16 protein-coding genes are annotated in these 23777 nt (G+C 65.6%); 10 read left to right on the forward strand and 6 right to left on the reverse strand.

What is annotated here, in order from left to right:
- Positions 1–85 precede the first annotated feature (85 nt).
- Positions 86–973, forward strand: coding sequence for an AraC family transcriptional regulator (locus HAV22_RS07805; RefSeq protein WP_166858242.1), 888 nt, complete (start codon positions 86–88; stop codon positions 971–973).
- Between the two features lie 19 nt (positions 974–992).
- Here HAV22_RS07805 and HAV22_RS07810 read toward each other — a convergent pair whose 3' ends face one another.
- On the reverse strand, positions 993–1499 hold the full coding sequence (locus tag HAV22_RS07810) for a TlpA family protein disulfide reductase (RefSeq protein WP_166858244.1): 507 nt from the start codon (positions 1497–1499) through the stop codon (positions 993–995).
- Positions 1500–1594: 95 nt separating this feature from the next.
- The gene (locus HAV22_RS07815; protein WP_166858246.1) at positions 1595–2449 is read right to left on the reverse strand and encodes a dioxygenase family protein; all 855 of its coding nucleotides are present in this window, start codon (positions 2447–2449) and stop codon (positions 1595–1597) included.
- A gap of 140 nt (positions 2450–2589) precedes the next feature.
- On the opposite strand from HAV22_RS07815, the gene HAV22_RS07820 reads away from it, so the two are divergent.
- Together HAV22_RS07820 and HAV22_RS07825 are read left to right on the forward strand one after the other, a co-directional pair.
- On the forward strand, positions 2590–3228 hold the full coding sequence (locus HAV22_RS07820; RefSeq protein WP_308789207.1) for a DUF6622 family protein: 639 nt from the start codon (positions 2590–2592) through the stop codon (positions 3226–3228).
- A 113-nt stretch (positions 3229–3341) separates the two neighbouring features.
- Complete coding sequence (locus HAV22_RS07825; protein WP_166858250.1) at positions 3342–3713, forward strand: hypothetical protein; 372 nt, start codon at positions 3342–3344, stop codon at positions 3711–3713.
- A gap of 7 nt (positions 3714–3720) precedes the next feature.
- Here the strand turns inward: HAV22_RS07825 and HAV22_RS07830 are convergent, their stop codons facing one another.
- Both HAV22_RS07830 and hrpA read right to left on the reverse strand, forming a co-directional pair.
- Positions 3721–4185: a DUF2214 family protein gene (locus tag HAV22_RS07830; RefSeq protein WP_166858252.1), complete on the reverse strand. Its 465-nt coding sequence runs from the start codon at positions 4183–4185 to the stop codon at positions 3721–3723.
- A gap of 242 nt (positions 4186–4427) precedes the next feature.
- On the reverse strand, positions 4428–8678 hold the full coding sequence (gene hrpA / locus HAV22_RS07835; protein WP_229421137.1) for an ATP-dependent RNA helicase HrpA: 4251 nt from the start codon (positions 8676–8678) through the stop codon (positions 4428–4430).
- 45 nt (positions 8679–8723) lie between these two features.
- Between hrpA and argA the strand changes: the two genes are divergently transcribed.
- Together argA and HAV22_RS07845 are read left to right on the forward strand one after the other, a co-directional pair.
- Positions 8724–10040, forward strand: a complete 1317-nt coding sequence (argA, locus tag HAV22_RS07840) for an amino-acid N-acetyltransferase (RefSeq protein ID WP_166858254.1) — start codon at positions 8724–8726, stop codon at positions 10038–10040.
- Positions 10041–10099: 59 nt separating this feature from the next.
- Complete coding sequence (locus HAV22_RS07845) at positions 10100–10372, forward strand: oxidative damage protection protein (protein ID WP_166858256.1); 273 nt, start codon at positions 10100–10102, stop codon at positions 10370–10372.
- Between the two features lie 75 nt (positions 10373–10447).
- On the opposite strand, the gene HAV22_RS07850 is transcribed toward HAV22_RS07845, so the two are convergent.
- Both HAV22_RS07850 and rpiA read right to left on the reverse strand, forming a co-directional pair.
- Positions 10448–10780 (reverse strand): hypothetical protein, encoded by a 333-nt coding sequence (locus HAV22_RS07850; RefSeq protein ID WP_166858258.1) that lies wholly within the window; start codon positions 10778–10780, stop codon positions 10448–10450.
- An 11-nt stretch (positions 10781–10791) separates the two neighbouring features.
- Complete coding sequence (rpiA, locus tag HAV22_RS07855; RefSeq protein WP_166858260.1) at positions 10792–11469, reverse strand: ribose-5-phosphate isomerase RpiA; 678 nt, start codon at positions 11467–11469, stop codon at positions 10792–10794.
- A gap of 167 nt (positions 11470–11636) precedes the next feature.
- Here rpiA and HAV22_RS07860 point away from each other — a divergent pair, with 167 nt between their 5' ends.
- The 5 genes from HAV22_RS07860 to HAV22_RS07880 all read left to right on the forward strand — a co-directional run.
- Positions 11637–13157, forward strand: a complete 1521-nt coding sequence (locus HAV22_RS07860) for a dienelactone hydrolase family protein (protein ID WP_166858262.1) — start codon at positions 11637–11639, stop codon at positions 13155–13157.
- Between the two features lies 1 nt (position 13158).
- Positions 13159–13539 carry a VOC family protein gene (locus tag HAV22_RS07865; protein ID WP_166858264.1) on the forward strand — a complete coding sequence of 127 codons (381 nt, stop codon included), beginning with the start codon at positions 13159–13161 and terminating at the stop codon, positions 13537–13539.
- Positions 13536–14459, forward strand: coding sequence for a signal peptidase I (gene lepB, locus HAV22_RS07870; RefSeq protein ID WP_166858266.1), 924 nt, complete (start codon positions 13536–13538; stop codon positions 14457–14459). The genes HAV22_RS07865 and lepB overlap by 4 nt, the downstream gene beginning before the upstream one ends.
- Positions 14460–15023: 564 nt before the next feature.
- Entirely contained in the window at positions 15024–16757 is a 1734-nt protein-coding gene (locus tag HAV22_RS31110) for a ShlB/FhaC/HecB family hemolysin secretion/activation protein (RefSeq protein WP_166858268.1), read from the forward strand.
- A 52-nt stretch (positions 16758–16809) separates the two neighbouring features.
- Positions 16810–23777 (forward strand): autotransporter-associated beta strand repeat-containing protein (locus tag HAV22_RS07880; RefSeq protein ID WP_166858270.1); only part of this gene is annotated, 6968 nt, incomplete at its 3' end.

Genomic DNA, 23777 nt, shown 5'->3' on the forward strand with positions numbered 1-23777 from the left:
GCCGCCGCCGGCACGGACTTGTCTGGAATTGCGCATTTCCGATGCCCTGCCGGTCCACGGCGCGGATGCATGCTAGACTTTTTTCATGCACGCCCGTCCAGCCCCCATCTCACATGCCGTATTCGACACGATGTGCGGCACCGACGCGAGGCTCGAGCGCTTCGTGTGGCTGGGCGACGGCATGGCCGCGGCGATCTGGCAGCGCGAGACCGACGAAGCGTTGACGGTGTACGACCGGCCCGGCCACCATACACTCTCCTGCTACCTGGGCGGGGGCTATCGCACGGAGCGGAGCAGCGCACCGAGGCAGTACGGCGCGCCGCTGCGTCTGTGCACGCTGCCGGACGACCACGAATCGGAATGGGTGGTGCGCGACCATTTGCGCCTGCTGCACGTCTACTTCATGCCGGCGCATTTCACACGCCGGGCCGTAGTGGAACTGGATCGCGAACCGCGCGAGATCACCCTGGCCGACCGCACCTACTTCGAAAACCCGGCCCTGCTGCGCTTGTGCCAGTCACTCGTCGCCACGCCCTGGGAAGGCGCCGACAACGTGCTGCGCGCCAACGAGATCACGCACGACACCCTGAGCGAACTGCTGCGCTCGCAAAGCGTTCCACGGCGCGCCCTGCGGCTCAAGGGCGGCCTCGCGCCCCTGATGCGGCGCCGCCTGGCCGAGTACATCGACGCGCACCTGGCACAGCCCATCACGCTCGGCACACTGGCGCAGGTGGCCTGCCTGTCGGAGTTCCACCTGGCGCGCATGTTCCGCCTGTCGTTCGGCATGCCGCCGTCGGCCTGGATCGCCCAGCGCCGCCTCGAACTGGCCCGCACGCTGCTGAAGACCACCGACCTGCCCTTGCAGCAGGTCGCCGACCTGTGCGGCTATGCCGACCTGTCGCACTTCGGCCATCGCTTCCGCGCAGCCACGGGTACGTCGCCGGGGCGTTATCGGCAGGCCGTGACGCCATAGCGGCATCCGCCACGAGCACCTACTCGGCGGCGATGGCCTTGTTGATGGCGGCCACGATCGGCTCCAGGCTCGATTCGCCGTAGCCGCGGAACACCTCGACGATCTTGCCGTCGCGCCCGATGACCACCATGTGCGGAATGCCCTGCACGCCGTACGCCTTGCTCGCCGTCTCGTCCGGGTCGTACGACATGCCGATCTCGAGCGTACGCATCGCGCGCGACAGCTTCTCGAATATCTCCTCGTCTTCCGTGTTGATGGCCACGACCTGCAGCCTGCCCTTCGCCGCCTTCTGGACGTTGTACAGGATCGGCAGCTCCTTGAGGCAGTACTTGCACCAGCTGGCCCAGAACGAGATGACGACGGCCTTGCCTGCGTAATCCTTCAGGTGGACCGGTGTGCCCTTGAGCGTCATGCCGAGGTCGTCCGGGGCCGTGTCGCCGGCCGCGGGCGCGCCGGCCCAGGCGAGCGTCGAAACTGACAGCACCAAGGCGGCGCAAGTGCGTGCGAACAGGAAGCGGAGGCGCATATCGTGTCGTATTTACTATTTGGAAACACGAGTGTACGAGCGCCAATGCCCGTCGTCCAGCAAAACCTTGCCGGCCGGCAGGCTCTACGTCACCGTCACAGCGCCACGCCGATCGTCATCGTGACCACGTAGCCGTTGACGGGATCGCCGCTCACGGACGCCATCTGCAGCGACGTGCCATCGGAAAACACGTTATCGGTCGCATAGCTCATCGTCGCCAGGTTGCGCGAGCTGGTGCTGTAGGCCGACGTGGCGTAGGCCTCGTTCAAGGTCGCCAGCGGGAAGGTGAATTGCGACGTCTTGACGCGGTTCGCGGCGCTCGTCGCCTTCGCAAGGCTCGGATACACCTCGAAGTGGACGTGCGGCATGCGGCCCGAGTAGCAGCCGGGGAAGATCGTCGTGAAGGTGACGGTGCCCGTCGCGTCCGCCTCCTGCACGCCGCGCAGGTAGTTCTCGTTCGTGAGACCGCTCGCGTACATCGAGTAATTCCCGTCGCGGTCGCAATGCCACAGGTAGACCGCCGTGCCGGCCGCGCTGGCGCAGCTCGCGCCCGTGTTGACGATCTGCAGCTTCAACGTCGTCACGATGCCGGCCGCCGTCGCGCTGCCGGGCGCCACGCTCGTGCGGATGTCGCTGCGCACGATGCCGGTCAGCGCGAGCGCGTTCGCGACACCGTTGCCATTGCTGTTGGTGCCGTCGCCCGGATACGGCCCGCCCGTCTCTTCGGGGATGACGGCGCAGGTGCCCGTCGTCGCGGTCGTGGTGGTGCCGGATGCTGCGGGCGATGCCGATGCCGTCGTGCCCGCGTCCGCGCTGCCGCCACCGCCGCAGCTCGCGAGCGGCACGGCCGCCGCCGATGCGAGCAGCCAGCGCAACGACTGGCGCCGGCTGGACTGGGTGGCGAGCATGCGCTCGAGGTCGTCGGCAAGGCTGAAATGAGAATGATCCATGATGTCCCCTGGGTTACGAAACGAAGTCCGGCCGGCTTATCTGTATGCATGCGACTGCCGGGCCGTACGCATTGTCGGCTGGACAAACGTTAAACGCGGTCAACAGCCGTAAAGGTTTGTAAAGACGCATGTACCGCTGCATGTCGCGCCGTCCGGGTGCATGTCGCGCCGCGAACGGGGCATCTCGTCGCACGCACGCACGGGCGCACGGGGGCGCAGGCACAGTGGCACCACTTGACCCACTCACCATTACGGAGCCGACCATGCTGACCCAGATCCTGACGCACACCCCACTCTACGTCTGGGCGATCCTCGCCTTCCTCGTCCACCGCGGCACGATCGCGATGCGCGACCGCGACATGCAAATCCGGCGCCTGGTCATCATCCCGGCCGCGATGCTCGTGCTGTCGCTGCAGGACATGAACGGCAAGTTCGGCCTCGGCGGCTGGGTGCTGGGCGCGTGGGCACTGGCCGCCACTGCGACGGCGCTGCTGGCGGGATGGTCCGCCACGCCGCGCATCGCCCCGGGCAACGCGCCCGGCCAGGTGCGCGTGCGCGGCAGCCGCATGCCGCTCGTCATGATGATGGCCGTGTTCTTCACGAAATACATCGCGTCGGTGACTTTGGCCGTCGCGCCGCAGCTGGGTCACGACGCGCTGTTCGCCTGCGCCGTGTGCGCCCTGTTCGGTGTGTTCAACGGCTGGTTCGCCGGCCGGCTGGTGCGCGACCTCGTCGCCTGCTCGGCGCTGCCACGGAGCAGCGCGGCCGTTGCTGCCTGACGACGGCGTTCGTTTGACATCGGCCTCCGGCAGTTCGAGAATGACCTCTGGCCCGGAACGGAGGGGCCGGATGCTGCCGACATGAATACGAACATTCAGACAGGAGCGCGAACATGTTGATCAAACGGAGTCACCCGATTCACACATTGGCCGCGCTTGCGGCCGTGGCAGCCCTCGCCGGCTGCGCCAGCCCCGGCGACCACGACCGGCATCACATGGACGGATCCGACAGCGCGACGGCCGCGACGGGCGGCACGATGAGCGCCGGTACCACCGGCAGCGCGGCCGGCTGCGGCATGATGACGGACTGCGCCGCCGAGCAGGGCCAGCCGATGAGCAAGGATGCGATGTGCGCGATGTACCGCGACATGCAGAACGCACCGAACGACCAGGCGCGGCAGGCGATGATGGACCGCAAGATGCAGGGCATGTCGCCCGAGATGCGCCAGCGTCACATGGACATGATGCGCCAGCAGTGCCAGTGACGCCGGCTCAGCGGAACGGGCCGAACCCGACACCGCGCGCCATCATCGCGGCAAAGATGGGGATCAGCGTGAACACGTGGATCTCCAGCAGCATCGCGCGCCGCAGCGCGCCGACGTCGTCCTGCGCCGGCACGAACGCCGCATCCGCCTTCGCCAGCTTTTGCCAGGCGAGGATGCGCAACGTCGGTCGGATCGAGACGAGGCCCACGACGGCGAACGCGGCGATCTTGGCCCAGAACATCGGGTTGTGCATATAAAACGCCGCGCCCTTCGCGCCGAACTTCACGCGCAGGAAGCCGACGACGAGGATGGACAGCGCCAACACGCCATACGCCGCATCGAAGCGCCCCAGCAGGCGCACGGTGGCCGGCGACATGGCGGCAGGCCGCATCAGCGCGAGCTCCGCGGCCAGCACCGACGCGATGCCGAACACGATCAGGTGGTGGACGATGGCGAGCACGAGGTCGGTCATGGCAAGGTCGCTGGACGAAGGGATGCCCAACTGTAGCCATCTGCCCGCATGCGGTCAAGGCGGGTCGCGTCTTCGCCACGCAGGCCCGTACCTGAGTGCCCGACTGCAGATCGTAGGGTGGACGGCTCGTCATTGAGTCCCCCGGACTCAATGACTCCACGCGGTGATACGCATCGGGTCCGATATCGCGCACGAACACGGCACCGCTAACAATTACCGCGTGGGCGGCGAAGCCGCCCACCCTACCTCAACATCGACTCCCACACCTTTTGCAAGCGCTTGGACGACACGGGCATCGGCGTGCGCAACTCCTGCGCGAACAGCGATACGCGCAGCTCTTCCAGCATCCAGCGGAACTCGATCATGCGCGGGTCGAGGTTCTTCAGCGGCTGGTTCTTCACCGTGCGCTGGAACTGCGTTGCCGCCGTCTGCCACTCGGCCATCAGCTGCGCGTCGCGCGCCGGATTCGCGCGCAGCTTTTCCAGCCTCACGTTCATCGCCTTCAGGTAGCGCGGGAAGTGGGCCAGCTGGCTGTATTCCGTCTCGGCGATGAAGCGCTTGTGCACGAGGCCCTGCAACTGCGCCTGCATATCGCTCGCGACCGCGGGCGGCAAGCCTTGCAGGCGCTTCGGCAGGCCGTGGAATTCGGCGAGGATCTGGCCCGCGAGGCGCGCCGTCTCGTTGATCAGCAGGCCGATGCGGCCCTTGCCCTCGTCGCGGCGCTTGTTGAACGACGCGGCATCGTGCGGCAGCGGGTCCTGCAGGCACGCGATCTCGATGGCCTTCGCCACGATCTGCTCGCGCAGCTCTTCCGGCGTACCCACCGACATGAACTGCATCCCCATTTGCTGCAGTCCCGGCACGTTCTTCTCGGCGAACTTCAGCTGCTCCTTGAACTGCAGCGCGAACAGGCGGCGCAGGCCGACGCGGTGCGTGCGCGCCGCCACGTTCGGGTCGTCGAACACTTCGAGGTCGCAATGCGTGCCCTTGTCGACGAGCGCGGGGAAGCCGATCAGCGTGATCTTCCCTTGCGTGATCTCCAGCAGCTCCGGCAGCTCGCCGAACGTCCAGCCCGTGATGTTCGTGTGGGCGCTCGCGGGCGCCGGCGCCGCCGGTGCCGGCGCCGCCCCCTTCGCTTTTGCCTGGACCGGCGCAGCGGGCGTGGCCGCGAGCGGCTTCGCAGCCGCCTGCCCCGCCACCGGCGTCGTCTCCGCCATCCGCTGGAAGCTCTGGCGCGCCTGGCCGCCGAGTTCCGCCTGCAAGGTGGCGAGGTTACGCCCCATGTCGAGCTGGCGGCCGTGTTCGTCCACGACCTTGAAATTCATGAACAGGTGCGCGGGCAAGGTCTCCAGCTTGAAGTCCGTCGTCATCACGCGCACGCCCGTCTGCGCGTGGATGTCCGCGATCAGGGCGTCGATCAAGTCGCCGCGGCCGAAGCGCACGGGGTCTTCGTTGCGCTCGAAGAAGCGCCCGGCGTAGTCCGGCAACGGCACGCAGTGGCGGCGCAGCTTCTGCGGCAGCGATTTCAACAGCAGTTGCACCTTCTCCTTCAGCATGCCCGGCACGAGCCAGTCCGCGCGCTCGCGCGGGATCTGGTTCAGCGCGAACAGCGGCACGGTCAACGTGACGCCGTCGCGCGGGCTGCCCGGCTCGAAGTGGTACGACAGGCCCATCTCGATGCCGGTGACGTTCATCGTCTTCGGGAACAGGTCCGTCGTGACACCGGCCGCCTCGTGGCGCATCAGCTCTTCGCGGTTCAGGTACAGCAGTTTCGGATTGTCGCGCGACGCGTCCTTGTACCACTTCTCGAAACCGGCGCCGTTCACGACGTCGGACGGGATCTCCTTGTCGTAGAACGCGTAGATCAACTGGTCGTCCACGAGCACGTCCAGGCGGCGCGACTTGTGTTCGAGGTTTTCGATTTCGCGGATCAGCTTGTGGTTGTGGGCGAAGAACGGCGACCGCGTCTCGTAATCGCCGCCCACGAGCGCGTCGCGGATGAAGATTTCGCGGGCCTCCTGCGGATTGTGCTGCGCGTAGTTGATGCGGCGCTGGCTGTAGACGACGATGCCGTACAACGTGGCGCGCTCGCTCGCCGTGACTTGTGCCGTACGCTTTTCCCAGCGCGGCTCGCCCCACGATTTCTTCAGCAGGTGGCCGCCGATCTTCTCGACCCACTCCGGCTGGATCTGCGCGATGCAGCGGGCGTACAGGCGCGTCGTCTCGACCAGCTCCGCCGCCATGATCCACCTGCCCGCCTTCTTGCCCAACGTGGAACCGGGCCAGATGTGGAACTTGATGCCGCGCGCGCCCAGGTACGCGCCGCCGGTTTGTCCGCCCTCGTCTTCCATCTTGTAGCCGATATTGCCGAGCAAACCGGTGAGCAGCGCCATGTGCAACTGCTCGTACGTCGCGGGCGCGTCGTTCAGGCGCCAGCCCTGCTCCTTCACGATCGTGAGCAGTTGCGAGTGCACGTCGCGCCACTCGCGCAGGCGCACCTGAGACAGGAAATTCTCGCGGCAGTTGTCCTGCAGCTGGCGGTTCGTCTTTTTGTGCTCGATGGCTTGCTCGAACCAGCGCCAGATCTTCAGGAAGCCGAGGAACTCGCTCTTCTCGTCCGCGAACTTCTTGTGCTTCTCGTCGGCCTGCTGCTGGTATTCCATCGGGCGGTCGCGCGGGTCCTGCACGGACAGCGCGGACGCGATGATCAGCATCTCCGTCAGGCACACGTTGTCGACGGCGGCCAGGATCATGCGGCCCACGCGCGGGTCGAGCGGCAGCTTCGCGAGCTTGCGGCCCATCGCCGTCAGTTCGTTGGCATCGTCGACGGCGCCCAGTTCCTGCAATAGCTGATAACCGTCGGCGACGGCGCGGCCCTGCGGCGGTTCGACGAACGGGAACGTCTCCACGTCCGTCAGGTGCAGGGACTTCATGCGCAGGATGACGGCCGCCAGCGACGAGCGCAGGATTTCCGGGTCCGTGAATTTCGGCCGCTGCACGAAGTCGTTTTCCTCGTACAGGCGGATGCAGACGCCGTCCGCGACGCGGCCGCAACGGCCCGCGCGCTGGTTCGCCGCGGCCTGCGAGATCGGCTCGATCTGCAGCTGCTCGACCTTGTTGCGGTAGCTGTAGCGTTTTACGCGCGCCAACCCGGCATCGACCACGTAACGGATGCCCGGTACCGTCAGCGACGTCTCGGCCACGTTCGTCGCCAACACGATGCGGCGCGCGTTCGTCGTGCGGAACACGCGGTCCTGTTCTTCGACGGAGAGGCGGGCGAACAGCGGCAGGATTTCCACGTGCGGCGGATGGTGCTTGCGGAGCGCCTCCGCGCAGTCGCGGATCTCGCGCTCGCCGGGCAGGAACACGAGCACGTCGCCCTGGCCAAGGCGGCAGAGTTCGTCGACGCCGTCGACGACGGCATCCATCAGGTCGCGCTTGTCGCGCGCGGCCTGCGCTTTCGACGTGGATTTGCCGTCGGCGGCAGGCGCGAATTCCTGGTCGCGTTCCACCGGGCGATAGCGCACCTCGACCTTGTACAAACGGCCCGATACCTCGATGACGGGCGCGGGCTTGTCAAGCGTGCCGAAATGGCGAGCGAAGCGGTCGGCGTCGATCGTCGCGGACGTGATGATCACCTTCAGGTCCGGCCGGCGCGGCAGGATCTCTCTCAGGTAGCCGAGCAGGAAGTCGATGTTCAGGCTGCGCTCGTGCGCCTCGTCGATGATGATCGTGTCGTAGGCCTTCAGCAGCGGGTCGGTCTGCGTTTCGGCCAGCAGGATACCGTCCGTCATCAGCTTGACCCACGCGCCCGCCGACAACGTGTCGTTGAAGCGGACTTTATAGCCCACGTGCTCGCCCAGGGGCGAACCCAGTTCGTGCGCGATGCGCTTCGCCGTCGACGACGCGGCGATGCGGCGCGGCTGCGTGTGGCCGATCATGGCCTTCTCGCCGCGGCCCAGTTCCAGGCAGATCTTCGGCAACTGCGTCGTCTTGCCCGAGCCGGTTTCGCCGGACACGATCACGACCTGGTTCTCCATCAGCGCCTTCGCGATTTCCGCGCGCCGGCCCGAGACGGGCAGGTCTTCCGGGAAGGTGATGGGCGGGAGCGGATTGCGCACCGCGTCCCTGCGCGCCTCGTTGCGCACGGGCCGGTCTTCGCGTGGACGCTGGCCGCCTTCGCGCGGGCGTGCCGGCGGCGCTTCCTTGGCGTCGCCGGCACGCGGCACGCGCACCTGCGCCTGCGCGAGCGCGTTCGCGAGGGCGCCCTCGCGCGCGGGCGGGCGCGGGCCGCGGCGCGCACCCTGGCCTTCGCTCGCGCGTCCTTCACCGGCCTCGCGGTGCGGCCGTTCCGGCTTGGCCTGCAGGTCCGGCGTGCGCGTGAGCGGCGCACGCGTGTCGCCTCCCCGCGCGTCGTTGCGCGGTTGCGAGCGGCGGTCGGGGGATGGGGCGCGCGCCGGTTTCGGCGCAGGCTTGTTACTCTGTTCAGACATTGATTTTTACGAGGATTTGGTGCGCAAGTCGCGCAGCGAATTATAATGCGGCAAATGGAAATCCAATTCGTCCAGTGGCTGCGCTCCGTCGCGCCGTACATCCACGCATTCGGCGGCAAGACCTTCGTCGTCGCCTTCCCCGGTGAGCTCGTCGCGGCCGGCGCCCTGCCCGTCCTCGCGCAGGATTTGTCGCTGCTGGTCGGACTCGGTATCCGCGTCGTGCTCGTGCACGGCTCGCGGCCGCAGGTGGCCGAACAGCTCGCGCTGCGTAACGTCGAAGGCCGCTTCCACAATGGCGTGCGCATCACGGACATCGCCGCGATGGAATGCGCGAAGGAAGCCGCCGGCGAACTGCGCCTCGACATCGAGGCCGCGTTCAGCCAGGGCCTGCCCAACACGCCGATGTCGAATGCGCACATCAGCATCGTCTCCGGCAACTTCGTCACGGCGCGCCCGCTCGGCGTGATCGACGGCGTCGACCACGAACTCACGGGCGTCACGCGCAAGGTCGCCGCCTCCAAGATCCAGCCGATCCTCGAAACGGAGGACAACATCGTCCTGCTGTCGCCGCTCGGTTTCTCGCCGACGGGCGAGGTGTTCAACCTGACGATGGAAGACGTGGCCGTCTCCGCCGCGATCGCCCTGCACGCCGAAAAACTCATCTTCATCACGGAGACGTCGCTGATGAAGGACGCCGGCGGCGGCGACATCCGCGAACTGTCGTCGCACCAGGCCGAAGCCGTGCTGCAGGCGGGCTTCCTGCCGAACGACGCGTCGTTCTACCTGCAGCACGCGATCAAGGCGTGCAACAGCGGCGTCGACCGCGCCCACATCGTGCCCTTCTCGCTGGACGGCTCCGCGCTGCTGGAACTGTTCACCCACGACGGCGTGGGCACGATGATCACGCACGACAACCTGGAAAGCCTGCGTCAGGCCACAATCGAGGACGTCGGCGGCATTATCAAGCTCATCGAACCGCTCGAGGCGGACGGCACGCTCGTCAAACGTCCGCGCGAGCTGATCGAACGCGAGATCGAGCAATTCTCCGTGATCGAGCACGACGGCGTCATCTTCGGCTGCGCCGCGCTGTACCCGTTCCCGGAATCGAAGATGGCGGAGATGGCGTGCCTGACGATCAGCCCGGAGGCACAAACCCAGGGCGACGGCGAACGCATCCTGAAGCACATGGAAAACCGCGCCCGCGCGGCCGGCATGACGAAGCTGTTCGTGCTGACGACGCGCACGTCGCACTGGTTCAAGAAGCGCGGCTTCGTGCTCGCCACCGTCGACGACCTCCCGAAGGACCGGGCGCACATGTACAACTGGCAACGCCGGTCGCAGATCCTGATCAAGCAGCTCTGACGGCCGGAACGGCGCCGCTTTATAATCACGTTTTCCGATACCGAACCAGGAGCAAGAACATGGCCCGCACCGTCCATTGCATCAAACTGAACAAGGAGGCCGAAGGCCTGGCCCTCCCGCCGTACCCGGGCGAACTGGGCAAGCGCATCTATGAAAATGTGTCGAAGGAAGCCTGGGATGGCTGGCTCAAGCACCAGACGATGCTCATCAACGAAAACCGCCTGAACATGGCCGACGCCCGCGCCCGCAAATACCTGGCCACGCAGATGGAACGCCATTTCTTCGGCGAAGGCGCCGACGAAGCCGCCGGCTACGTGCCGCCGACGGCCTGATTCTGTAGGGTGGGCGGCCCTCCGCCCACGCGTGACGGATGCGTTGGCGTTACGCGTGGGCACAGGGTGCCCACCCTACATCTTCCCGCACTGGCGCAATTCGCAGCGCGCCATGAACACTTTGCCGTCCTCGCAGCGCATGCGATAGACCTCGACAGGCCCCGGCTGCGTGATCAGCCCGGCGCCCATTCCGCCCGTACACCCCTGCTGCTTCGCCATCTTCTCGACGGTCGCGGACGACACGCCCGTACGGAACGGAATCGTCTCGACGGCCGGCGCCGCAGCGGGCGCGGCGACGGGTGCGGCCGGCGCAACCGGCGCCGGCATGCGCTGATGAAACATGGAGCAGCCGCCCAGGCCCAGCGCGGCCACGAGGGCGATCGACAGCGCAACCGGGACGCGCTTCATGGCGGCTCCGCTCAGAACGTCAGCTTCTTGACGCCGTCGCCCGTGCCCAGCAGGCACACGTCGGCGCCACGGCGGGCAAACAGGCCGACGGCGATCACGCCGACGATCTGGTTGATCTCCGATTCCAGGCCCACCGGATCGGTGATGGAAAGGCCCGCCACGTCGAGGATGTAGCCGCCGTTGTCGGTGACGAAAGCGTCCGTGCTGCCCGCCTTCGTGCGCAGGCGCGGCTGGCCGCCAAGCGCGGCCAGTTTGCGGCTGACGGCGTTCGCGGCCATCGGCACCACTTCGACCGGCAGCGGGAATTGTCCGAGCGTCTCGACGAGCTTGGAGCCGTCGGCGATGCACACGAACTTGCCCGACACCGAGGCGACGATCTTCTCGCGCGTGAGGGCTGCGCCGCCGCCCTTGATCATCGCGCCGGTGGCGTTGATCTCGTCGGCGCCGTCGACGTAGACGGAAATCGCAGCGACGTCGTTCAAGTCGAGCACGTCGATGCCGTGGCCGCGCAGGCGGGCGGCCGTCGCTTCCGACGACGCCACGGCGCCCTTGATGCGATGCTTGATCTTGCCGAGTTCGTCGATGAAGAAATTGGCGGTGGAGCCGGTGCCGACGCCGATGATTTCGCCGTCGACCACGTAATCGATGGCGGCGCGGGCCACGGCCTGCTTGAGTTCGTCCTGGGTCATGATGTGAAGAGCAGTCAAAGAATCCGACATTTTAGCGGATTCGCCCCCGCTTCTTGCCACATCGGCCACGAGGCGCCGCGGATTCGCGACAGTACGCATGCCGAATCAGCATATAATGTTGCAAGCAAAGAAACAGTCCCGCAACGGACAACAACGCGACCTCGACAATGTTCCGGACCCTGACCGCCCTCCTGCTCGCCTTCCTCCTCGCGCCTGCCGCGACGGCCGCCGACCTCACGCCCATCGGTCCGTACCGCGTAGGCTTCCACGTACGCCAGCAGTACGACCGGGCGCGCGTCTACCAGCACGCGCGCAGTCCCGTGACGGCGCAGCTGACGAGCGGCGACCGCGCGCGGCCGCTGCAGACGCTCGTCTGGTATCCCGCGATCGGCACGGGTGGCGTCATGTTCTACCGCGACTATGCGACGACCGTGGCGACGGAAGAAGAATTCAGCCGCACGCCCGACCAGGTGCGCCGCGCCACCGACCTGCTCATCGACGCGCGCGCGAGCGGCGCCGACGGCACGCAAGTGCTGCGCGAGATGCGCAGCACCGTGCGTGCGCTGCGCGACGCGCCCGAGCGTCCGGGCAAATTCCCCGTCGTGATCTACGCGCCCAGCAACAGCGCGTACGCGATCGAGAACACCGATTTGTGCGAATACCTGGCGAGCCACGGCTACATCGTGATCGCGACGCCGTCGCTGGGCACGCGCTCGCACACGGTGACGGCCGACCTGGAAAGCGCCGAGGCGCAGGCCGCCGACATCGGCTTCCTCGTCGGCTACGCGCACACGCTGCCGCAGGCGGACGGGAGCCGCATCGCCGTCGTCGGCCACAGCTGGGGCAGCCTCGCGAGCGTGCTCGCGGCCGCGCGCGACGACCGCATCCGCGCGCTCGTCACCTTGGACGGCTCGCTGCGCGCCGCGTCCGACTACGTGAACGGCGGCCCGCGCGCCGCGCGCTACGTCAGCCCGGAACGCCTGGGCATCCCGCTGCTGTACATGACGCGCCTGCAGGACGAGGGCACGATCGGCACGGAACTCCTGGCGCGCATCCGCTACACCGACGTCTACCTCGCCACCCTCGATGCCGCGAACCACATGGCATTCTCGTCCTGGTCGCTGCGCATGGCGCCGGACGCCGCGTTCACCGGCGGCACCCGCGCGCAGGCCGCGCAGGCTTACGGGGCGATGGCGCAGACCGTGGAACGCTTCCTCGACGCACGCCTGAAGGGCGATGCCGCGGCCCGGCGCCAGCTGGACGAGGCGCTTGCGGCGCAGCGTCCGCCGGCCGGCTTCCTGTCGTTCGCGGTGCGCCGCGCCGCGAGTGCGCCGCCGACGCTCGACACCTTCCTCGACCAGCTGGGCCAGCAAGGCTTCGAGCACATCGGCACGATCTACGACCGCCTGCACGCGCAAAATCCCGACCTCGTCCTCGACCCGCTGCAGACGTACGACTGGGGCATGAAGCTGCTGCGCGAACGGCATGCCGCCGACGCCATGCGCGTGTTCCAGCTGGGCGTGCACCTGTATCCCGAGCGCTTCGAATTCCTCTACGACGGCCTGGGCCAGGCGTGCGAGGCGATCGGCGAACGCGCCGCGGCCATCGCGTACTACCGCAAGGCCCTTGCGCTGGAACCGACGCAGGTGCATGCGGGCGAACGGCTCAAGGCATTGGGGGTACTGTGACATGAAACGTGTGACCGGCATCGGCGGCATCTTCTTCCACGCCAACGACCCGACGGCGCTGGCCGCCTGGTACCAGCGCCACCTGGGCATCCCCGTGCAGCCTTGGGGCGGCGCGGCATTCGACTGGACGGACGACGCGGGGCAGCCCGTCGGCGGCACGACCGCCTGGTCCGTCTTTCCCGCCGGCGGCGACCAGTTCGCGCCGAGCCGCGCGCCTTTCATGATCAACTACCGCGTCCACGACCTCGCCGCCCTGCTGCAGGCGCTGCGCGACGAAGGGTGCCAGGTACTGGACGACACGCAGGACGGCGAGTACGGCAAGTTCGGCTGGGTCATCGACCCGGAAGGTAACAAGGTCGAGTTGTGGGAGCCGCCCGCATGACCGGCATGTCGAACTGGAAGCCGAAACCGTGGATTGCCGTTGTCCTCAATATCGTAGTCGCACCGATCGGCCTGGTGTATGCGGGTAAGCCACGCTGGGCTGGAATATGGTTCATCACGACGGCATCGCTTGGTCTCCTGGCGTTCTTCCGCGCGTTCGCCGGGGTATCCGATGCGATGATGGGCGCGGTTCAGATCGCGGCTCTGATCGCCGGCATCATCCTTGCGTACCGCGCTGCGAAAACGGCGCCGGAGCGCATCCGGCCTCGGTACACGCGTTGGTACAGCCTGCTTGCCATCTTAGGCGCATTCGCTGTCGCCGTCATCGCCTTCCGGGCCTGTGTCTACGAACCGTACAAGATACCGTCGACGGCGATGGCGCCCACCGCCGAGATCGGCTCGCGTGTCATCGTCCAGAAATTCGGCTACGGCCACTTCAGCACGTTCGGGCTGATATTCGGCAGCCGCCCGATCTCCGCGCTGCTGCACCGCGGGGACATCATCGTCTTCGAATTTCCCGTCAACCCGGCGGAAGACTACATCAAGCGGATCGTGGGAGTGCCGGGCGACCGGGTCGTGTATCGTGACAAGCACGTCTTCGTCAACGGCGTCGACACGCGCGGTCGCCAGCTCGACGATTATCTGCACCCCGACCTGCCCCGGTATTCGCAGCGCTTCCTCGACAAGTTGGACGATACGACGTTCGCAGCGTTGCAGGACAAGGACAAGGTCAAACTGGTCCCCAACGATTTCACATTCCGCGACCACTGCGTCTACACGGACTATGACGTCCAGTGCAACGTCCCGCCTGGCAATTACTTCGTCATGGGCGACAACCGCGACAACAGTTACGACAGCCGATACTGGGGTTTCGTGCGCTCCGACCGCATCATCGGCAAGGTCATCAAAATCATCCGTTAACAGAGTCCCCGGCTCGATTCAGTTCACACAATTAGCGCGAACACAGCCATTTCATCCCCGTCACCGGGGCTCATCAAGAGGACGACGGACAGTCCCGATGTGCGGACAGACTTTGCCCGCACGATGCTGACCCGCCTGCCTTTTGCGCACGCGTGTTCCATCCCGACCTGATCCAGGCGCACACATCCCATCCTCATCAGTAACGCCCGCCAGGGACCGCTGCGGCCGCCTGCCAGCACAGGCAAATGACAACCTGATGACCTTATTGCAAATTTAAAAACATTATTTTTTGCAACATTTGTTCCGCAACATTGTTTCCGCATGGTTATATTGCGCATATAATTGTAAATTGCCTGTTCGCAATTTTTGTATATGCCTGTCCGCGCCGTCGACCTCGCATTTTGTATCTCCGCATTGCCGGTCTCCGTCTCGTGTGCGACACCCGGCAGCAACGAAAACTGCGACACGCCCTTCGTTCGGCTTTCCCGATTAAAGCAGTGGCACCAGAACACAAACGTCATATCCAGACAATAAGATGAGGTAACAGTGCAAGAGTCTCACCGTGTGAATCACCGTAATCATGTGCAGAAGATCGGGGCAACGCTGGCGGTTGCACTGACCCTGAATCAGGTGCCGGGCGCAGCCCAGGCCGTTCCACAGGCCACCGGCGTCATCCCGCCCAATCCGGAACAACAAGGCATTCCATCGATTCGGCGTGAAGGGCCTGTCCTGAAGAATGTGCCGGAACAAATGCCGGCGGAGACCCCGCCCGCGGCGGCCGACCAGAACCTGCCGTCGGCAATTACGCGGATCGACTTGCAGGCCCCCTTCTTCGCCAAGGAAATCGAAGCGCTGTTACAACAATTCATGGGCAAGCGCGTCATTTCCGGCAGGGCAATCGAAACCGTCCGCGGCCAGATCTGGGATTTGTATCGCCGGCACGGGCGCATGTCGCGCGTCGATCTGTTTGCCGAACCTGGAAGCGAAACGGACGGCGGCAGCGTGATGCGGGTGCGCGTCGTTGAGATCGTGGTCCGCACCGTGCGTGTCGAGCGCGAGGGCGAAGGCAGTGTCGACCCGGCCCTGCTCGACGACATACTGTCCACCGCCAGAACCGACATCGCCGAGGGCGGCGTGCTCGATCTGGACCGCCTGGACAGCCGCATCAAGCGCAGGCTCTTCCTGGGCGATGTCGACGTGCGCGCCACGCTCGTGCCTGTCGATCCGACGCATGTCGACGTCAAACTGCTGGTCAGTGCCAAGCCTGCACTCCCGGTCGGCATGCTCGCGCAATACGACAACAGCGGCACGCGCACGTATGACCGCAACCGCTACACGGCGGGCGTGGCCATTCCGGGGCACATGCGCGCAGGCGACCGGCTCGATCTCGTCGGCATCACGTCCGAAGGCATGGATTTCGGACGCATCGCTTATGAATTCCCGGTGGTGAGCCTGGGCTCGCGCCTGGCGCTGTCCGGCTCCCACATCGAGTACAAGGCGTTGTCCTCCGGCGTGAAGGGGCGTTCCAGCCAACTGGGCGCCAGCCTCGGCCATCCCCTGTATATCGGGGATTCGGCGGTCTGGATCGGCTATCTGGACTACGCATACAGGCACCAGATCGACCTCTTGCCGAACGCTGCGGTCACCGGCGATAAACGCATCAGCAGCGTGCAAGGCAAGGCGGACGCCAATTATTACCTGGCGCCGTCCCAGTCGCTGCACTTCAATGCGGCGCTGGTGCTGGGCCGGCTGGACCTTTCCTCACTGCCCTCCGCCATGGAGCAGGACCGGATCAGCGCCAGAACGGACGGCAATTTTGTGAAGCTCGAATGGGGCGCCGGCTGGAGCACCCTGTTCGGTGCCGATGGCAGGCTGGATGCCCGGCTGGAAGCCAAAGGGCAGTTCGCGAACAAGAATCTCGACCAGAGCGAGAAATTCGTGCTGGGCGGGCCCGCTGGCGTGCGCGCCTACGGTTCGTCCGAAGCGCTGGGCGACGACGGCTATCTCGCCAATGCGGAAATCGGCTACCGGCCCGCGGAATGGCTGCGCGCCTTTTCCTTCTACGACTTCGGGCGCATTCGCCGCTACCACCGTCCCTGGGTCGAGGACAGCATTCCCCTCTCCTATGCGCTGCAAGGCGCCGGCGCCGGCCTGTCCTTTTCCCATCAATCGCTGGTCGGCTCAGTGGTGTACGCCCATCAAAAAGGGCGCAACAAGGGATTGTCCGCGACCGGCCAGGATTCCGAAGGTTTGACGAGCCGTGACCGGCTTTGGGTGTCATTGACATTGTCGTGGTGATACTGGGCAAGACGTATTAACAGGCGATTGGCGCTGCTTATCAGGAAATAACATGAACAAGATTTACCGTTTGATCTGGAGTGAATCCCGCAAGAGCTGGGTGGTCGGTCACGAACGTGCGCGTACGCGCGGCAAGGCGGGAGGCGGGCTCACGCGCACCGTCGTCACTTCCGTTGCCGGCGCATGCGGGATCGCGGGCATGTTCTACATGTCGGGAGCCGCCGCGAGTCCACCTGCTCCGACAACATTGCCGCAGGGCGGTGTCGTCACCGCCGGCAGCGCCAATATCTCCCAGCCCAACGGTAACCAGCTCACGATCACGCAGGCGACCCAGCAAGCCGTCATCAACTGGAACAGCTTCGATATCGGCTCCCAGGCGAAGGTCGATTTCGTGCAGCCCGACGCCCACTCGAGCGTGCTCAACCGCGTGCTGTCCAATGATCCCACGCAGATCTTCGGCCAGCTCAGCGCCAACGGACAGGTGTATATCGTCAACCCCAGCGGCATCGTCTTCGGTGCCGGCTCCCGCGTCGATGCCGGCGGGCTAGTTGCGTCCACGAATAACATCTCCGATGCCGACTTCATGGCAGGCAACAACCGCTTCGTGCGCGGTGCCGCCACGGGCAGCGTCACCAATGCCGGCAGCCTCAACGCCGCGCCCGGCGGCTACGTCGCGCTCATCGGCGCCAAGGTGACCAATTCCGGCAGCATCAGCACGCCCAACGGCAGCGCCATCCTCGCGGCCGGCAATACCGTGCGGCTTCCGGTGTCGAGCAGCGGCCTCATCACCATGGAGCTGGACCCCGCCACCGTCAACGCCGCCGTCGCCAATACGACCGATGGATTGATCACGGCCACCAACGGACAAGTTTATCTGTCCGCCGCCGCGGCCAGCGGTCTGGCGACGCAGGTGGTCAACCAGGGGCACATCGTCGCCGACCGGGGCGGCAGCGTCACCTTGAGCGCGATCCAGGCCGATCGACTGGGCGAGACCCGGCAGGAAGGGCTCATCGATGCATCGAACGACCAGGGCGGCGGCGGCAAGATCGCCCTGCTCGGCGATCGCGTGGGCCTGTTTGCGGGCAGCCGCACGCTGGCGACGGGCAAGGACGGCGGCGGCACCGTGCTCGTCGGCGGCAACTACCAGGGCCAGGGACCGGAGCACAATGCCAGCGCCGTCTACATGGACGGCACGGCCACCATCGACGCTTCCGCCACGCAAAACGGCCGGGGCGGCAAGGTCGTCCTTTGGTCGCAGGATTACACGGGCTTCGATGGCACCATCGACGCCAAAGGCGGGCTGAACGGCGGAGACGGCGGCTTCGTGGAAACGTCCAGCCACGACAACCTGCAGGCCTTCGGGCACGTGCACGCGTCGGCCCCGCTGGGACAGGCAGGCCGCTGGCTGCTCGACCCCACGGACGTCACGATCGTGACCGGCGCGGCCAACAGCAACGACACGGTCAGCGGGGGCGTCTGGACGCCCACCACCAACACCGCGCAGATTGGTGTTACCAACATCAATAACGACCTCAACGCCGGCACCAGTGTCACGATCAATACCGCCAGCGCGGGGGCGGGCACGGGCAATATTACCCAGAATGCAGGCGCCACGATCAGCAAGACCGCGGGCGGCAATGCGACGCTGACCATGAATGCGGCGGGCGGCATCACGCTAAACGGCGGCATCGGCTCGAGCTCGGGGACGTTGACGACCGTCCTGAACGCGGCCGGCGGCGGCGTCAGCGGCAGCGGCACGATCAACACCAATGGCGGCCTGCTGACCATCAACGCCAGCGGCAGCGGTACGCTGAGCGGCGTGATCTCGGGCACCGGCGGCCTGACCAAGACCGGGGCCGGCACGACCACGCTCAATGCCACCAACACCTACTCTGGCGCAACGACCGTCAACGGCGGTACGCTGCAGGTCGGCGTTGGCACCACCACGGGGGCGATCGCGAGTACATCTGCCGTGAACGTGGCCAGCGGGGCCACCATGGTCTGGAACGATGCCAACCAGACGACGGCCATACAGATTGCCAATGCGATCAGCGGTACCGGCACAGTACACCTGCAAGGTCAGAACGACTCGACTGCGCAGCAGATCAGTCAGTACAATCTGACCGGGAACAACAGCGGCTTCAGCGGCACCTTCCAGATCAACCGCGCCATATTGTGGAACACGACCCTGCAATCCCAGCTTGGCTCCGCCACGATCGAGGTGCAGGACAGGGGCACCGTCGGCTTCAACGGCGGCACCTTCTCCAATAACATCATCATCCAGAACGGCGCCGGCTGGCATCACAATATCAGCGGTTCCGACGTTATTCTCGGCGCCATCCGCCTGGAAGGCAACAACACGCTCTCCGGCAATATCCAGCTCAATAACACGGCCGGTGTCATCCTGGGCGACAACACCGGCGCCAACAGCACGATCAGTAGTTATTCGGGCGGCACGGACACGCTGTCCGGCGCCATTTCCGGCCCCGGCGATTTCGCCATGAGCCGCTGGACCTCGTGGAACGGAGGTTCCCCGGCCGCGACCAATATCATCCTTGCCGGGAGCCAGTCCAACACCTATACCGGCAAGACCGTCGTCGACGGCCAGGGCAACGTCGCCACCCTCACGCTCGCCAAGACCGGCGGCGCGGTGGCGATCGCTCCGGGCACCACGGTACAGATGGGTAACAATACCAACAGCGTGCCCAACCTGCGCATGGGCGCCGACAACCAGTTCGGCGCGGGCGTGGTCATGAACTTCGTCAATGCGTATACTTATTGGACGCGTTTCGACCTGCTGGGCACCAACCAGACCCTGGCCGGGATTACTGGCGGCGTGGAAGGCACGGCGTCGGGCGGCGTGATCCAGAACGGCGGACTTGGCGTCGTCTCGAACACCAACAGCACGCTGACCCTGAACGGTACCGGTAACTATCTTCAACACGGCATCATCCGCGATGCGGATTCCGGCGGCGGCACGGGCCTGCTCAATCTGGTAAAGACCGGCACCGGTACGCAAACCCTCACCGGCGGCGGCGACGTTTACACAGGCACGACCACGGTCAATGGCGGCACACTGCAGATCGGCACGGGCGGCACCACCGGGGGCATATCCTCGGCATCCGCCGTGAACGTGGGCAGCGGGGGCACCATGATCTGGAACAACGCCAATAACACCGGTAATACGGTAATCGGCAACGCGATCAGCGGTACCGGCACGGTACGCCTGCAAGGACAGAACGACACAACTGCGTTGCAGACGAGCCAGTACGATTTCACCGGGAACAACAGTGGCTTCAGCGGCACGCTGCAACTCAACCGCTCCATTTTGTGGAACACGACCCAGCAGTCCGATGTCGGATCCGCCACGATCGACGTGCAGGACAGGGGCACCATCTCCTTCAACGGCAGCACCTTTTCCAACAACATCATCGTCGAGAACGGCGCCGGCTGGCATCACAACGTAAGTGGCGCCGACGTCGTGCTCGGCGCCATCCGCCTGGAAGGCAACAACACGCTCACCGGCAATATCCAGCTCAATAACACGACCGGCGTCGTCCTGGGCGACAGCACGGGCGCCAACAGCACGATCAGCAGCTATGCGGGCGGCACCGACACGCTGTCCGGCGTCATCTCCGGCCCCGGCGAATTTTCCATGAGCCGCTACACCTCGTGGAACGGCGGCTCCCCGGCAGCAACCAACATCATCCTTTCCGGGAGCCAATCCAACACCTATACCGGCAAGACCGTAGTCGACGGTCAAAGCCATCTTGCCAGCCTGACCTTGGCCAAGACCGGCGGCGCGGTGGCAATTGCTGCCGGCACGACGGTACAGATGGGCAACAATACGGCCGGTGAGCCCAACCTGCGCATGGGCGCCGACAACCAGTTCGGCGCGGGCGTGGTCATGAACTTCGTCAATTCAGGAACGAACTGGACGCGCTTCGACCTGCTCGGCACCAGTCAAACCCTGGCCGGGGTGAACGCCGGCACGGCAAGCACCGGCTCGAGCGGCGTGATCGAGAACGGCGGCTACAACCTCGCCTCGAACACCAACGGCACCCTGACCCTGAACGGCAGCAGCAGCTATCTCTACAACGGCCTCATGCGCGATGCGGCGGTTACCGGCGGAGGCACGGGCTTGCTCAACCTGACGGAGGTCGGCCCAGGTACGCAAATCCTCACCGGCAGCAACGTCACTTACACCGGTACGACCACCGTCAACGGCGGCACGCTGCAGATCGGCACTGGCACCACCTCCGGTGGCATTGCCGCCGCGTCGGCCGTGAACGTCGGCAGCGGCGGCACCATGGTCTGGAACAACGCCAATACCACGACGGGTCTGGTGATCCCCAATACGATCAGCGGTACCGGTACGGTACGCCTGCAAGGGCAGAACGACACGACTGCGTTAAGTACGAGTAACTACAATTTGACGGGGAATAACAGCGGCTTCAGCGGCATCCTGCAGCTCAACCGCGCGATATTGTGGGACACGACCCAGCAATCCCAGGTCGGCTCCGCCACGATCGACGTGCAGGACAGGGGCACCGTCAACTTCTACGGTGGCACCTTCTCCAATAACATCATCGTCCAGAACGGCGCCGGCTGGCACGACAGCGTGAACGGATCCGACGCTGTCCTCGGCGCCATCCGCCTGGAAGGCAATAACACGCTTACCGGCAATATCCAGCTCAATAACACGACCGGCGTCGTCCTGGGCGACAACACCGGCGCCAACAGCACGATCAGCAGCTATCTGGGCGGCACGAACACGCTGTCCGGCGTCATTTCCGGCCCCGGCGATTTCGCCATGAGCCGCTGGACGTCGTGGAACGGAGGTTCCCCGGCAGCGGTCAACATCACTCTTTCCGGCAACCAATCGAATACCTACACCGGTAAGACCGTCGTCGGCGGCCAGGGCGGCGTCGCTACCCTCACGCTGGCCAAGACCGGCGGCGCGGTGGCGATCGCCGCCGGTACCACGGTGCAGATGGGTGACAATACCAGTAGCCAAGCCAACCTGCGCATGGGCGCCGACAGCCAGTTCGGCGCGGGCGTGGTCATGAACTTCGTCAACGACTCGCCGACGTATATGCGTTTCGACCTGCTCGGCACCAACCAGAGCCTGGCCGGTATCAATGCCGGTACGGCAAGCACGCAGGGCGGCGGCGTCATCCAGAACGGCGGCTATAACTTTGCCTCGGGCACCAACGGCACCCTGACCCTGAACGGCACCGGCAGCTATCTCTATAACGGCTACATGCGCAGCGCGGATGCCGGCGGCGGCACGGGCTTGCTGAATCTCGTGAAGGCCGGCACCGGCAACCAGATGCTGGCGGGTAACGTCATCCAGCACACAGGCACCACGGCGGTCAACGCCGGCACGCTCGATCTCAGGGATGCGACCGGCTATTTTTCGCCGACCACCGTGTCATCGGGCGGGACGCTCATCACGTCGGGAACGTCCAACGTGACTACCGGCGCCAGCGCTTTGCTCACCCTCAATGGCGGCACCTACAACCATACCTCCACAGGATTCGAAGCGTGGTCGGGGGGGCTGACAGTCGCGGCCGACTCCACCATCAACGTCACCAACAGCGGCGCAAACAACCAGGTATTCTTCGATGGGCCGACCTTGTCCGGCGCCGGCAACCTGACCATCAACAACACGGGCGCGACCAGCACCGGGGTGAGCTTTCGCGGTTCGGCGCCCAGCACGTATGCCGGCGACCTGATCGTCAATGGCGGCAAGATTGCGACGCAAGGCAATGTCTTTGCGTTCGATAATGCCAACGTCACGCTGAACAATGCCAACTGGTACATGGACGGCTCGCAATATAGCACCGCCGTCTCCAACGACCATGCCAAGTCGCTCAACGGCAATGGCAACGTGTTCACCGGCGCGCAAACCCTGACCGTCGGCACCAACAACGGCTCCGGCAGTTTCTCCGGCGTGATCAGCGGCACCAATGGCGTACTGGTCAAGAACGGCACCGGCACCCAAGTCCTCACCGGCAACAATACCTATACCGGCACGACCACGGTCAGCGGCGGCACGCTGCAGGTCGGCAACGGCGGCACGTCGGGCACGCTGGGCACGGGGGCCGTGACCAACAACGCCAACCTGGTGTTCACGCGCTCTGACGCTTACACGATCCCGAACACCATCACCGGCACCGGCACCATGACCGCCACCAGTGGCGATAACCTCACGATCGGCGGCAGCGTCACGCAGACCGGCAATATCACGTTGACGGCCGGGGCGGACGATGGGGTGTCGAGTGCGCCCAACGGCAGCGTGACCGGCGGCGATGTCACGCTCAATGCCAATGTGACGTCCACCGGAGCGGGCGCTACCGTCGCCATCTACTCGGGCAACGCCACGACCGCAGCCTACACGACCAGGGTCTCCGGCAGCGCGACGTCGCTGAACAAGGCCTACCGCACCGCCCCCGGCACCGGCAGCGTCGACACGGGCAAGAAGCTCAACGTCTTCTACCGCGTCAGCCCTGCCGCGACCATCAGCATCGGCGCCAGCAACAAGGTGTATGACGCCACCACCGCGGCCTCCGTGAATCTGGCGGGCGCCATCGTCTCCGGCGCGATCGATGGCGATGACCTGGGCGTCAGCGGCGCATCGGCAAGCTTTGCCGACAAGAACGCTGGCACAGGTAAAACCGTAAACGTGACCGGTATCGGCGTCGCCAGCAAGACGGCCGGCGTCACCGTGAGCGGCTACCAGGTCGCCAATGCGACCACGACGGCGAATATCACACCTGCCGCCCTCACCTTGACGGCGACCAGCAACACCAAGACCTACGACGCGACGACGGGCGCAGCAGCCGGGCCGACCGTCAGCGGCCTGCAAGGCGCGGATACCGTAACTGGACTGTCCGAATCCTACGCGGACAAGAATGCCGGCACCGGCAAGACCCTGTCGGTGAATGCGGGCTACGTCGTCAACGACGGCAATGGCGGCAATAACTACACCGTGAACACGGTCGACAACACGACGGG

The sequence above is a fragment of the Telluria antibiotica genome, from assembly GCF_011682055.1.
Lineage (GTDB): Bacteria > Pseudomonadota > Gammaproteobacteria > Burkholderiales > Burkholderiaceae_D > Telluria > Telluria antibiotica.